General features: G+C 34.7%; 13 protein-coding genes. 4 read left to right on the plus strand and 9 right to left on the minus strand.

What is annotated here, in order from left to right:
• The first annotated feature begins 240 nt into the window (after positions 1-240).
• A complete protein-coding gene (locus JFU20_RS13920) occupies positions 241-438 on the plus strand; it encodes a hypothetical protein (RefSeq protein ID WP_002167136.1) in 198 nt (65 codons plus the stop codon).
• A 16-nt stretch (positions 439-454) separates the two neighbouring features.
• Here JFU20_RS13920 and JFU20_RS13925 read toward each other — a convergent pair whose 3' ends face one another.
• The 7 genes from JFU20_RS13925 to JFU20_RS13955 all read right to left on the minus strand — a co-directional run bounded on the left by JFU20_RS13925 (position 455) and on the right by JFU20_RS13955 (position 8,038).
• Positions 455-1,600 (minus strand): ABC transporter permease, encoded by a 1,146-nt coding sequence (locus JFU20_RS13925; protein ID WP_002167137.1) that lies wholly within the window; start codon positions 1,598-1,600, stop codon positions 455-457.
• Positions 1,601-1,611: 11 nt separating this feature from the next.
• The gene (locus tag JFU20_RS13930; protein WP_002009881.1) at positions 1,612-2,808 is read right to left on the minus strand and encodes an ABC transporter permease; all 1,197 of its coding nucleotides are present in this window, start codon (positions 2,806-2,808) and stop codon (positions 1,612-1,614) included.
• 15 nt (positions 2,809-2,823) lie between these two features.
• Positions 2,824-3,756 carry an ABC transporter ATP-binding protein gene (locus JFU20_RS13935; RefSeq protein WP_002009882.1) on the minus strand — a complete coding sequence of 311 codons (933 nt, stop codon included), beginning with the start codon at positions 3,754-3,756 and terminating at the stop codon, positions 2,824-2,826.
• 138 nt (positions 3,757-3,894) lie between these two features.
• Positions 3,895-4,551, minus strand: a complete 657-nt coding sequence (locus tag JFU20_RS13940) for a response regulator (RefSeq protein WP_033710332.1) — start codon at positions 4,549-4,551, stop codon at positions 3,895-3,897.
• The gene (locus JFU20_RS13945; RefSeq protein WP_002009887.1) at positions 4,548-5,741 is read right to left on the minus strand and encodes a sensor histidine kinase; all 1,194 of its coding nucleotides are present in this window, start codon (positions 5,739-5,741) and stop codon (positions 4,548-4,550) included. The genes JFU20_RS13940 and JFU20_RS13945 overlap by 4 nt, the downstream gene beginning before the upstream one ends.
• Positions 5,742-5,892: 151 nt before the next feature.
• Entirely contained in the window at positions 5,893-7,779 is a 1,887-nt protein-coding gene (abc-f, locus tag JFU20_RS13950) for a ribosomal protection-like ABC-F family protein (RefSeq protein ID WP_201038701.1), read from the minus strand.
• A 124-nt stretch (positions 7,780-7,903) separates the two neighbouring features.
• Positions 7,904-8,038: an RAxF-45 family protein gene (locus tag JFU20_RS13955; RefSeq protein WP_002139888.1), complete on the minus strand. Its 135-nt coding sequence runs from the start codon at positions 8,036-8,038 to the stop codon at positions 7,904-7,906.
• A gap of 419 nt (positions 8,039-8,457) precedes the next feature.
• On the opposite strand from JFU20_RS13955, the gene JFU20_RS13960 reads away from it, so the two are divergent.
• Entirely contained in the window at positions 8,458-8,586 is a 129-nt protein-coding gene (locus JFU20_RS13960) for a hypothetical protein (RefSeq protein WP_002009896.1), read from the plus strand.
• Between the two features lie 135 nt (positions 8,587-8,721).
• Positions 8,722-9,516, plus strand: a complete 795-nt coding sequence (locus JFU20_RS13965; RefSeq protein ID WP_002009899.1) for a DUF4931 domain-containing protein — start codon at positions 8,722-8,724, stop codon at positions 9,514-9,516.
• Between the two features lie 11 nt (positions 9,517-9,527).
• On the opposite strand, the gene JFU20_RS13970 is transcribed toward JFU20_RS13965, so the two are convergent.
• Positions 9,528-10,061 carry a transglycosylase SLT domain-containing protein gene (locus tag JFU20_RS13970; protein ID WP_000713256.1) on the minus strand — a complete coding sequence of 178 codons (534 nt, stop codon included), beginning with the start codon at positions 10,059-10,061 and terminating at the stop codon, positions 9,528-9,530.
• A gap of 248 nt (positions 10,062-10,309) precedes the next feature.
• Between JFU20_RS13970 and JFU20_RS13975 the strand changes: the two genes are divergently transcribed.
• On the plus strand, positions 10,310-11,959 hold the full coding sequence (locus JFU20_RS13975; RefSeq protein WP_201038702.1) for a DUF2334 domain-containing protein: 1,650 nt from the start codon (positions 10,310-10,312) through the stop codon (positions 11,957-11,959).
• Between the two features lie 32 nt (positions 11,960-11,991).
• On the opposite strand, the gene JFU20_RS13980 is transcribed toward JFU20_RS13975, so the two are convergent.
• Positions 11,992-12,762 carry a TatD family hydrolase gene (locus JFU20_RS13980; protein ID WP_201038703.1) on the minus strand — a complete coding sequence of 257 codons (771 nt, stop codon included), beginning with the start codon at positions 12,760-12,762 and terminating at the stop codon, positions 11,992-11,994.
• Positions 12,763-13,029: the final 267 nt, after the last annotated feature.

Here is a 13,029-nt window from a genome sequence, read left to right on the forward strand (position 1 = left end):
AAAATAGATGTTTTTTTGAGGGGTAACAATCTTATTCCGACCTTTCCGGTAGACTTTATGGTTATTAGCTTATATCTTTCAGTATATTTTGTCAATTCTTTCTATATAAATATTTCCAATAATTTCTTCAAAATTATTGATCAATCTTTAATTTAGATAAACTTAGTAAAAAATTCATTCTATTACCTAATAGCCACGCATAGAATAATAACAATCAACTACCAAAAAGGGGGCGAAAATATGGACAACCTATTCCAATATGTCCTGCACTATATGCTATTAACAATCATAATAGTCGGGGCGTTATTACTATTCCCTTTCTTCCCAAAGTTCGTCCTCTTTTTAGCTTTTTTTATTATGCTCGGGATCGCTATTATAATTTCAACGAGAGAAGATGCCACACAAAAAGAAAGCAGAGTTCAGCGCGTAAAGCTGTGAACTCTGCTTTCTTTTTTCAGTCATAACGTATTCTTGTTAAACCAATTACGAAAAATACTCCCGCAAATAAAATGAGTATACCAATATATCCTCCTATATCTGCTAATGTACCTCCCCTTACAATTAACTCCGTAAAGCCACGCATCGCCCAAGTTTGCGGAACAAAGTTTGCTGCCGTTTGCATCCACACTGGTTCAATTTCGACCGGCCAATAAAGACCACTGATCATGCACGTTGAAATCACAACAATATTCCCTAGTGCGGACTGCTGTTCTGCTGTTTTCACGATACTTGCCAATAATAAAGCTAGACCAATAACCGCTAATAGTAATACTGAAACGAGTGTAATAACCCCTAATAAATTTCCCCACTGCACATCAAATAATGAATGCGTTAATATCATTAAAACACCAAATTGAATCCACCCTATTAAAAAGAAGGAAAGGATATATCCTGCTAGTATTTGAATTTTTGAAACTGGTGCCCCTAATAAACGAGACCAAACACCAAGTTGTCTAGCTTTCAAAATAGTTCCCGTCGCACTTAACATGACAATCATGACGAATAGAATTGAAAAACCTGTAGCTCGCCCTGTAACGTTATTTAACTTTTGATCATCGTGTAAAATCGATTCTTTTTGAATCGAAACAGGATCTATTTTTGTATAAATTGTTTCATACATCGTTTCCCACGAAGTGTTACTTTTCTTCTCAAAATCTCTTGCTGCACTAACTTCTATCTCCATCTTTTTTAATGCACTTGCTAATACTTGCTCTACAGAAGTTCCACCCGTAAAATCAGCACTGGCTTGAAATTGAATATTTTCTACTTTTCCATCTAGCATACTCTTTTGAAAATCTTTCGGAATGATGATTATACCAGATGATTTCTTGTCTTCGATCCTCTGTGTCCCTTCCCTATACGTTACCTTTTCTATAGAAATTAAATCACTTTTCTTTATTTCCTCATAATACTTGCCAGATAATACAGAACCATCTTTATCTACTAAACTAACATTTACTTTCTCATTCCCACTTCCGCCTAAAAGTCCACCGAAAATGAGTGTGAAAATAATAGGCATTCCAAACATGAGTATATAACTTTGTGGCTTAATTAAAATTTGTTTTAATTCTAGCCAACAAAGCGCCCAAACCTTCTTCATCATTTCCCCTCCTATCTCGTACGTAAACGTAACGTTCCAATCATAACGGAGATAATTCCTGCACTACATAAACTTAAAATGACAGGGAATAGCACATCCCAAGATGTTCCCGACATAATATTTAAGAAGCTCGTAAGTGCCCATTTATTCGGAGCAATATTCGCAACTGTTTGAAGTGTATCGGGAAATACGTAAATCGGTAACATTGATCCCCCTAATATAGCTAGTATTTGAATACCAATTCCCCCCATTAAATCTGCTGTTTTTTCCTCACGAATAAAGGCTGCAATTAACATGGATAAACCAGAAACACAAATTGCATAAGAAATCCCCAACACTACTATTTGAGACACGTCTTCGCCCCATTCCACATGAAACATAAAGTGTGTAGCAACTATAAATATTCCAAATTGTACACAGGCAAATAGTAATGTACCTAAAAACTTCCCGAATAAAATTGAAAATGAGCTCGTCGGTGTACTGAACAAACGCGCCAACGTTTCAGTTCGTTGCTCTGTTACAACTGACTTTGCACCTACTGTTATGTTATATAGTAAAAACATGACTAACATTGCTGCTGCATAATATTGCATCGCTGCAACTGTTTTTTTACCTATCGTTCCTTTTTGGATGTTATCCACACTTGCAGTTGCTATCGTCTGGAGACTTCCACTTACTTCTTTTGCAACTTGTGCTACATCACCATGCTGAGATTTCGCTAATTCTGTTACAACACTTTTAGTAGATACTGCGACTGTTTGAACACGTTCTGAAAAAGAGCGGATCATTGATTCGGCAATTTTCGCTTGTATATCTTTTGATGGGTCTATAAGCACCTTTGGTTCTTTTAATTTTCCATCTTGTATTTGTTCGCTCCATTTATTTGGGATGACAATTCCTACATCGATTTTCTTTTCCTTTAACATATCTTCAAGCTCTTCCTGAGAGTTAACTACATTTACTTTCACATCATCTTTTATTTCTTTAGATTGCAGTACATCTTTTTGAAAGACATCTGCAAACTCATCCGTTCCCCCTTGATAATAGCCAATTACTGTTTTCGGTAATCCACCACTATCAAATACATTACTTAACGCTGAACCTAAAATGGCCGTTAATACAAGTGGCATAATTAACATCATCATAAATCCGCGGCGATCAATTAAACGGATTTTTAAATCTTTCCATGCAATAATGAAACTTTTCATCTCGCACTAACCTCCTTAATCACGCAGTGAACGTCCTGTTAATTGTAAAAAGAGTGCCTCTAAATTCGGTTCTTGTACTTCCAGTTTTAAAATTTGAGCTTTGTTCTCAACAACTTCTGAAACAACTGTACCAATTGCCTCGCTACCATTTAGTCCAATGTCAATTGTGCTATTATCTTCGTCAAAAATAATCCGCTCAACAACAGGTAGTGCTTTCAACTTTTGTAGCAGTTCCGTACTATAGCGATTTAATTGCAATTTCACTATAAATCCATCTGTTAGACGATTACATAACTCTCTTTTCGTTCCTAGTGCAATTACCTTTCCGTGATCAACGATGGCAATTCGCTCACATAAATACTCAACTTCTTCCATGTAATGACTCGTATAAATGACCGTCATACCTTTTTCATTTAACTTTTTAACAGTCTCTAAAATATGATTTCTCGATTGCGGATCAATCCCGACTGTCGGTTCATCCATAATTAATAACTCTGGTTCGTGCATAAGTGCTGCACCAATATTAATACGCCTTTTCATTCCACCTGAAAATGTTTCAATTTTATCTTTTCCCCGGTCCTGTAAACCGACGTAAGCTAACACTTCCTCTGCACGCTCTTTTGCAACTTTTCCATTTAAACCGTACATCTTTCCCCAAAAAATCAAATTTTCCTTTGCTGAAAGTGTCGGATACAGCGCAATGTCTTGCGGGACAATACCGATTTTCTTTTTCGCTTCTAATGGATACTCTTTTACAGATTTCCCACCAACTTTTATATCACCACTATCGTATGGAATTAACCCGTAAATCATTGATATCGTCGTTGATTTCCCCGCTCCGTTTGGTCCAAGCAATCCAAATGTTTCACCTTTTTTCACTTCAAAAGAAACATTCTTTACGATTTCCTTCTTGCCAAATGATTTCGTAATATGATCTATGACTAACATATTGATTCAGCCCCTTTGCATTCATCTACACTTTCATTGTAGAAAAATTTCTTCTTCTCTCCATCACCCTTGAGATAGAAATACAAAATAAAAAAGCAGCAAATTCTGCTGCTTTTTTACACTTATATATGCCAAAAGTCATGTGTATGTCGTAACACCATATCTTACTGCGTATATTGCTGCTTGTGTTCGATCTCTCAGTTCTAGCTTACTAATCAAATTAGAAACATGATTCTTAACAGTTCCCTCTGTAATAAATAGCTTTTCGGCAATCTCTTTATTATTTAACCCCAGTCCAATTGCTCTTAAAACATCTACTTCTCGCTCAGTTAATTGTTTTAGTTGTTCTGGTGGGTTACACTCTACTGCCACTTTCGTCTTTTTTAATTCCTCTATAATTTGCGCTGTTATATCCTGAGGAAGCACAACCCCGCCACTATGCACCGTTAAAATTGCTTGCGCGATTGCATCTGTCTCCATATCCTTCAATAAATAACCACTCGCCCCTTGCTCCAATGCTTCAAAAATAAGCTCACTATCACTAAAAGTCGTCAACATAAGAACCTTTATATGAGGGAACTGTTCTCTAACTAAACGTGTTCCTTCAACACCATTCATACGAGGCATCCGAATATCCATCAAAATAATTTCAGGATGTAGCTCTTTCACTTTTTGTATCACTTCGTCTCCATCCGTAGCCGTTCCCACTACTTCGAGTTCTGGACGTAAATTTAATAACATCGCTAAACCATCACGAATGAGTGATTGATCATCAACAATCATAATGCGAATCATACCGTTCCCCCTATTAACCATGTTTTCTCCTGAAGCGGAAATTCAATCTGTAGCTGGAAGCCTTTTTCTATCTCACTCTCAAATTGAATAGTTCCACCATGTTCCTCTACACGTTCTTTCATATTAAGTAAACCAAAACCCGGACTTACCTCGTTGACTCCCACACCATTATCCGAAATACATAGTTTAACTTGTTTCATTGAACAAGTTAAACTCACTTCACATAAACTCGCTTTCCCGTGACGTTTTGCATTTGTTAAAGACTCTTGCATAATACGAAGTAATGTAGGGTGTAGCGACAATGGAATTGTAACAGGATCTCCTTGCAATCGAAAAGATGCTTGTACTTTCGTCATTTTAGAATATTCATTCAACATTCCACGCATATTTTCTACTATGTTTCCTAGTTTACTTTCCTCTTTTAAAGCATGAACAGAAGCTCTTACTTCTTGAAGTGACTTTCTAGCCAGTTCATAACATGTATGTAAAACCGTTTCTGTCGTATCTGAGTTTTGCTTCCATAGCGCTTCCGCTAGTTGCAACTGCACAAGCAAAGCTGTCATATTATGACCGACGGTATCATGAATTTCTCGGGCAATATCATTTCGCTCCCGAACCGCTGTCAATTCCTCTACCTCTTTGGCATATAGCCTTAATTGTTCATGTGCTTCTTTTAAAGCTGTATGAGATAATGCTAATTCCCCATATTGCTCATCTACCATTTGCCTAGCAGCTGTAAGTTTTTTTATTAAGTTTCCAGCTAAAGCACTAAAAATGATAAACATAAAGTTAATTGCATTACTCTCCAATTCCAAACTCCCTGTATGTTGGTACGTATGCATTATATTTATAAACCAACAAAGAAAGAAAAAAGCGATGAAAAAATAAGTCATACTTTTACGCCAATCATGAATAAATAATCCTACCGCATCAATTCCAAATATAATTAAATACAAACATGTCTCGGGAAATAAAAATCCTAATAACGCTGTGGCAATACCGTTTGCGAGCAAGGTATAAAAAATGAGTTTCCTACTCTCTTTTGCTTTTACAAGTAAAATATGATTCACAATATAAATGAAAAGTGCAATACCGACAAAAATTTGTAAATTTGCTGTTTCACGTGAAACATGATCTGCGTAAACGAAACAAATCATAACGATTGTAGCAATCCGCGCGTATCCTAACATAAAATTCTCCTCACATTTTAATAACCTAAAGTTCGTCTCGTTATCGCATTAACAAGAAAATTATACCAATTTTTTCTCTTTCCTTATAGAAAAAAGAACAAGCCCTCCCTCAAAATATGAGAAAACAACTTGCTCTTCCATTCTATTTTCTTTACCCCACAATATTCTCTAACTCATTATATAACTCCGCTCGTAAAAACTCTTTTTTCGTTTTTTCTTCATACAATTGTTCAAGCATTTCAACATCAACTACATGTTCCATTTTACATTCAAGTGCATATATATCTTCTTCTATATGCATTAACTCGTTTTCAACTTCCTCTAAATTCCTAGCCTTCTTCTTTTTTATAGGCATTACTTCTAACGCTTTATTCCCTTGCTGTTGCTGCTTCTGTTTTGCTACTTGTTTCTCAATTCTTTCTTCCCACTTTTGACGAGCCCATGCATAGTTCCCTGCAAACTCAAATAATTTGTGCTCATCAATCCAATATGTCTTTTCAAACAATTTATTTAAGAAATAACGATCATGTGAAACAGCTAAAATCGTCCCGTTATATTGTTCAAGGGCTTCCTCTAAAACTTCCCTTGATTCAATATCAAGATGATTCGTCGGTTCATCTAAAATAAGAAAATTAACATCTTGATACATAAGTTGCGCGAGTCTTAACCTCATTTTTTCTCCACCGCTAAGTTGCGTTACTTTCTTAAAAACAGCTGGACCATAAAATAAAAATCGCGCTAATATATGTCTTGCTTCTCCCTCAGTTACAGCTACACAATCTCTGAAAGCTTCCAATACATTGTTCTTCATATTCCCGTACGCATGTTGCGATAAATAACCGATTTTCACACTACTACCAATCCGAATTTCACCAGTATCTTGCTTCATTTCTTCTAGTAGTAATTTTAATAACGTAGTCTTTCCTGTACCGTTACGTCCAACGATAGCTGCGCGCTCCTGAAAACGAATATGCAAATTTACTTTCTCTAATAAAGATCTGTCAGCAAATCCTTTACTCACTTCTTTCATTACAACAACATCTTTCCCGCTTCTCTCTTGCCCATCAAACTGAAGTCCCATCTGTTTTCTATCCAAAATGGGTCTCTTTAGTTTCTCTATGCGCTCTAATGCACGTTCCATATTTCTCGCTCTCTTATGCAATCCTTCATTCGGCGGATTCGCTTGATTTGCCCATTCTCGCAAGCGCTTAATTGCTTCTTTCATTTTCTTTATTTTCTTTTGCTGTTCTTGATACGCTTGAAATTCTTGAAGCAATCTTTCTTCCTTTTCCTCAACAAACTGTGAATAGTTCGTATGATATACGTGAATTTCTCCATCTTCTAAATCAAAAATTTTCGTTACAACTTCATCAAGGAAATAGCGATCATGTGAAATGACCATAACTGTTCCTGTATACTCTTTTAGAAATTGCTCTAACCACTCGACTGCAAATAAGTCCAGATGATTTGTTGGTTCATCTAATAAAAGTAATTCTGGTTTCTGCAATAGCATGTACGCAAGGCTTACTTTTGTTTGTTCTCCACCACTTAACTCCATAAATGATCGGGGGAATAGTTCCGTCACCTGTAGACCATTTGCTACCTTCATAATATTCGCTTCTATTTCATAACCACCGAGAAACGCGTACCTTTCTTGAATTACTCCGTATCTCTCCATCAATTTTTGTAAAGCAGCTGATTCCTGTTCTTCCGCCATATTTTTTTCTAAAGCATGCATTTCTCTTTCTAATTCCTTTTCTGCTTTAAACGCGGAACTCAATACATCATATACAGTCATATCCTCATCAAATTTTGGAATTTGTGCCACATGACCAATACGTGTACCCTTCTTCATATGAATGGCCCCTGCATCCACATTCTCCATTCCTGTTAGTAGTTGAAAGATTGTTGTCTTCCCACTACCGTTACGACCAACTAACCCAACACGTTCACCATTCTTTACTTCAAGCGATATATTTTCAAATATGATGTTTCCACCAAAAGATTTCTTTACATTATTCACACTACAAATTGTCATTTTCCGTACTCCTTTCAATATAAAAAACCATGGGAAAGAAACGTTCCCCATGGTTTTTGGCATAGAAAAAGGAAGCCAAATAGCTCCCTTTTCACACGTTTATCAAAAATGGGTGAAGAGATTTCTATCGTTCAATAGCTACTATGCAATTGTTAAAAAAGGGCATACGTATCCCGTTAACAACTACATCATGAAAAATCGCACGACAAATATAGATATAATCTAAAAATTTTGCGCGCGTAGCTAAGGAACATTTCATCTCATTCACTCCTTTCGTACGGAATTTAATGCTTACTTCTTTATTATACTTTCCCATTTCATGTTTGAATAGTCATTTTTCTGAAAATAATGAAGATAGACTAAACATTTCAATAAGTGACATCAAATCTTACAAAACTGTTATGTTCACGTAATGGAAAGCGATAGTACGAAAAGACGCCTCCCTATACAATAAAGATGTAAACAAGAGAGACAAATAAAGGAGGAAACAATCATGATAAAAAAAATCGTAAAAGCAATCTTTGAGGTATTAGTGAACGGACAAGCAGTTGTAAAAGAATTAAACGAACTATAAAAGGGAGGAAAGAACTATGATGAACATGGTAAAAATGATTTTACACGCTTTAGTCGATGCAAAAGCAGTTAGCCAAGAATTAAACCAACAATAAAAAGGGGTATATGAATATGAAGAAAGCCATTATTGTAATCGCAAGTACAGCAATTGCCTTATACACAATGAAAAATAGAAAAAAGAAACAAAATGAAAATGCTCTATATTATCCATACACACTATTAAAGCAAAAATAAAAGACAAGGTACCCTATTGCAATGAGGATATCTTGTCTTTTATTTTTCCCTATTCCCTTTAAAGGATTTCCTTCTCCTTTTCCCGAATGTATTAAGCGGGATTTTTACATATATTTTAAAGGGGCATAAATACAAATGGATACACAACAACTATATTTTTTAAACGATATCGGTAAACAAAAACCAGAAAGTATTCGGAACAGAAACACTGCATGTCCTTTTTGTGACAGAGAAAATTTAACGGATATTTTAGCAACTGAGGGCTCTATTATTTGGTTAAAAAATAAATTCCCTACATTAAAGGATACCTTTCAAACCGTGCTAATCGAAACAGATAATTGCGAAGACCATATCGCAACATATACAGAAGAACATATGAGAAAACTAATTCGCTTCTCTATTCTCCATTGGTTAAACTTACAGGAAAATGAAGAATTCACTTCTGTGATTTTATACAAAAATCATGGTCCATTTTCAGGCGGAAGTTTGCATCATGCACATATGCAAATTATCGGAATGAAACATGTAGACTATCTTGAAAATATTGAGGAAGCAAATTTCCAAGGGGTAATTGTTCAAAAAAATGAACGCATTGAACTCAACATTTCAGAGCGTCCTATTATCGGCTTTACTGAATTTAATATCATCATTGAAGATATTGCATTTATAGATGAAATGGCCAATTATATTCAGCAAACTGTACGTTACATACTGACAGATTTCCATAAAGGATGTAGTAGTTATAACTTATTCTTCTATCATCTAAATGGAAAAATCATTTGTAAAGTTGTTCCTAGGTTTGTCGTTTCACCATTGTATGTAGGATATAAAATACCACAAGTTTCTACAAAACTAGAAGAGGTGAAAATACAACTAGCGCAGTATTTCATGAAGCACGAAGACAAAATTATTCATAAAAAAATAGAGTAGGTGTCGAAAACCTACTCTTTTATTACGCCTTTATTTCGATAGTATACATCCTCTAATCCGATGTTATACTTCATATTGTTATCCGTCCACTCTGGTCCTAAATTCCCTGGCCATCCAGATGTATTCGCTATATATTTCAGTAATGCAAAATCAGTCAAACCTTTTTGCACCCCGCGCTTATAACCTTTCATTAAATGCGGCATTGCAATTTGCGCATTTGTACGTGGATCTTTCAGCTCTTCATCAGTTAAATGATCTGGCGCAAGCCCACCACCGCGGTGTAATTGAAACAATCCGAATGAAGTTCCGTTATCTCCAACACTTCTTGGATTTAACCTACTTTCATGTTCGGCAATTGTAAGAGGTATCCATTCCGGAAGGTTTACTTTCTTTGCTTCCTCTATAATGATTTGTTTCATCTGTTTTGCTTCTTCTGAATCAACATAGCTTGTTTCATTCATTAGCTTACCCATTCCTTCAGACTTTCCTTGGAAATATAAATACACTCCAAGAACAACTAAAAATCCTACAAAGAATTTCTTCACTACCTCTACCTCTTTCTCCGCTGAAATTTGTCCCCTTTCAGCCTTCCTTTTACAATTACCAACACTCTATCATTCTCTTACCTTTCAATCATAGCAAATTACTATACATATTATCATCATGCTTTAGACCGATTTTGCGAAAAAACATATGGTAAATACGTGCAAAAATGTAACTTACATGGACTATAACTTATTTATTGTATATAATTGTAAATTGAATTCTATATATAGAATAGGAGCATAAATAAATGAAAAGAACTCTACTAATCTTTTTCAGCATTTTACTACTCATTCCTATACATACCTCTGCACAAACATCATCAAAATCAAAAGTACTCGTTTTGTATAGTACAGAAGACAACAAAATTACAAACAATGTACAAATCCTTAATACTCAGTTAGGGCACTTTACAAAAGATATAACAGTAAAAAGCTTAAAGGAAGTAAAGGAAAGTACTGAATCATCTTCTTATACACATATTGTTTATATCGGAGAGAAAAAAGAAGATTTTTCTATTGCAGCAAAACAATTTCTAGAAAACTTCTCAGGTCCCATATTAGTTTTAGGACAAAATGTTGAACAATTATCTAATCGTTTTTCTTTCATTACCTCGAAAGAAACCGATATACGAATTCACACTATAGAATATCCGACTAACCAGTTAAAAAATGAATTACATGAAGAACGCTTAATGAAGAAAATTGAAACAAAAGGAACAACTCTTGCTTACGCCTTGAGTGCTGATGGAACTCATCCGTTAATCATTCAGCAAGGAACATCCTATTATGTTGCAACTCCAAACCTTTTCGATTGGATGTCTCATTACGTCGGTGAAATGTTATTTTCTTATTTCGGACAAAAACCTGAAACAAATAAAACTTCAGCTTATTTACGTCTTGAAGACGTTCATCCAGCTGTAGATGTAAAGCAATTAAAAGAAATCGCTGAATTACTAAAAGAGAAAAAGCTCCCTTATATGATTACCGTTATCCCTGTTTACAAAGATCCAGACACAGGAAAAACAGTACATTTAAAGGATAACTCTGAATTAATCGATGTTTTACACTTTATGCAAGATAATGGTGGCTCTATCGTTATGCATGGTTACACACATCAGTTTTATGATAGTGAAACTGGCGAAGGTTTTGAATTTTGGGATGTAAAAACAGATCAACCAATTCGCCAACCAAACCATGAAAAATCAAAAACAAAAAAAGATTTTCAGTCTACAGAAGACTATAATAAATACGTAAAAAACGGGAAAGCCTTCGAAGAAAAATATATTAAAGATCATATTGAAAAAGGGATTACAGAGCTTGTAGAAGCTAAATTATATCCAGTTGCCTTTGAAGCTCCGCACTATACAATGTCTCAAAAAGGATATGAAATACTATCACAATATTTTTCAACTTATGTAGGACAAATACAACTAAACGATACAACTTGGAAATCAATGCACTCACCAGCTTATATAAGTACACCGTCATTTTTGCATGGGATGAAATTAATTCCTGAAACTGTTGGCTTTATTGAAGAAGGGAAGCCACAAGCTATAGCAAAAATGAAAGAACGTGCTTTATCTATCATTAAACTATCTGATGGAATTATCGGTGCATTTTATCATCCTTACTTGGGCGTTGAACCATTAAAAGAAGTATTAAAAGAACTAGAAAGTATTCCAAACATAGAGTGGATTGATTTACAAAAAGACATGAATGAAGTAAAAATGAAAGATATTCATATTACTACTAATAAAGAAGGCATTCACGTTGAAAAACCAACAAGTGCGAATGACATAATTGATTATATAAAACAATATGGGTTCTTCCTTATAATTGGGTTCATTATAATTGTCTTTCTTTTATTATTAAGACGTGCGAAAAAATTAGAGTCATAAAAAAAACACCAAGCGAGATGCTTGGTGTTTTTTTATGACTCACTAACTTTATAAAATCGCACCGTATTCGCATATATTTGCTCAGTAACTTTCTCTACTGATATTTTTTTTATTATACTAATTTCTTGTAATACATCTTTTATCATATAAGGATGTGTCATCGTATCCTTCTGAAATTCCCACGGCCCATCTGTTTCTACCATCATATATTCAAGCGGATAATACGAAACTATTTTTCTAATTTTCTCCTTATGTAAAACATCCGGTGTGATGGAAATATAATAACCGTTCCTCATCATCCGTTTCATTGTCTCTTCACTTCCTTTAAACCAATGAAAGTGTGCACGCGAAACTTTATATTCTTCAAGTAAACCACATACAGTGTCAGTATCTTCATAAACCGCATGCAATATAATTGGTAAATCGTATTTACTAGCTAGTTCCACAAACTTTTTTAACACCGCTATGTATGGATCAATAGCAATATTTTCATCTTCTTTCCTTAAATAATATGGGAGTCCCACTTCACCAATCGCAACAATTTCATCTACATGATCTTCAATTAATTTATAAATTTTCTCACATTCCTCTTTATGAATCGGCTGCTCCGGATGAAAACCTATTGCTGGATGTACAAAAGGATATCGCTTTACTAAAGATAAAGTTTCTAGACATGATTGATAATTCATAGATACTGCAATAAGCCCTTGTATCTCTTTACTGTTTTCCACATCTATAAATAATCTACTTTTCTCTTCATTCTCATATTGATCAACATGTATATGGCTATCAATCAATTTCATCTTTATGCCCCCATAAAAAAAACAAGAAAGGGTCTTCCTTCTTGTTTTATCATCTATATTAGTTAACAATTAAATTTGTTATTATATCAAATAATCCAATACATACTACGGCAACAGTAAAGTAGCTACAGAAATCTTTAATTGGAAACTTCACTACTTCTTCTTTACGCATCCCAGTTTTCTCCCTTCTTAATATATCCCTAATTATTTTTTATCTATTTGTATCTATTATGCAAAAAATATGACAAATTTACTATCGAATTAACT

Source organism: Bacillus sp. TH30 (assembly GCF_016650875.1).
GTDB lineage: Bacteria > Bacillota > Bacilli > Bacillales > Bacillaceae_G > Bacillus_A > Bacillus_A mycoides.

Coding starts and splice junctions, on each gene's coding strand:
- JFU20_RS13955 (WP_002139888.1), bottom strand. CDS start 8,038: ATGAAATGTTCCTTAGCTACGCGCGCAAAATTTTTAGATTATATCTAT.
- JFU20_RS13920 (WP_002167136.1), top strand. CDS start 241: ATGGACAACCTATTCCAATATGTCCTGCACTATATGCTATTAACAATC.
- abc-f (WP_201038701.1), bottom strand. CDS start 7,779: ATGACAATTTGTAGTGTGAATAATGTAAAGAAATCTTTTGGTGGAAAC.
- JFU20_RS13965 (WP_002009899.1), top strand. CDS start 8,722: ATGGATACACAACAACTATATTTTTTAAACGATATCGGTAAACAAAAA.
- JFU20_RS13945 (WP_002009887.1), bottom strand. CDS start 5,741: ATGTTAGGATACGCGCGGATTGCTACAATCGTTATGATTTGTTTCGTT.
- JFU20_RS13980 (WP_201038703.1), bottom strand. CDS start 12,762: ATGAAATTGATTGATAGCCATATACATGTTGATCAATATGAGAATGAA.
- JFU20_RS13925 (WP_002167137.1), bottom strand. CDS start 1,600: ATGAAGAAGGTTTGGGCGCTTTGTTGGCTAGAATTAAAACAAATTTTA.
- JFU20_RS13935 (WP_002009882.1), bottom strand. CDS start 3,756: ATGTTAGTCATAGATCATATTACGAAATCATTTGGCAAGAAGGAAATC.
- JFU20_RS13975 (WP_201038702.1), top strand. CDS start 10,310: ATGAAAAGAACTCTACTAATCTTTTTCAGCATTTTACTACTCATTCCT.
- JFU20_RS13960 (WP_002009896.1), top strand. CDS start 8,458: ATGAATATGAAGAAAGCCATTATTGTAATCGCAAGTACAGCAATTGCC.
- JFU20_RS13930 (WP_002009881.1), bottom strand. CDS start 2,808: ATGAAAAGTTTCATTATTGCATGGAAAGATTTAAAAATCCGTTTAATT.
- JFU20_RS13940 (WP_033710332.1), bottom strand. CDS start 4,551: ATGATTCGCATTATGATTGTTGATGATCAATCACTCATTCGTGATGGT.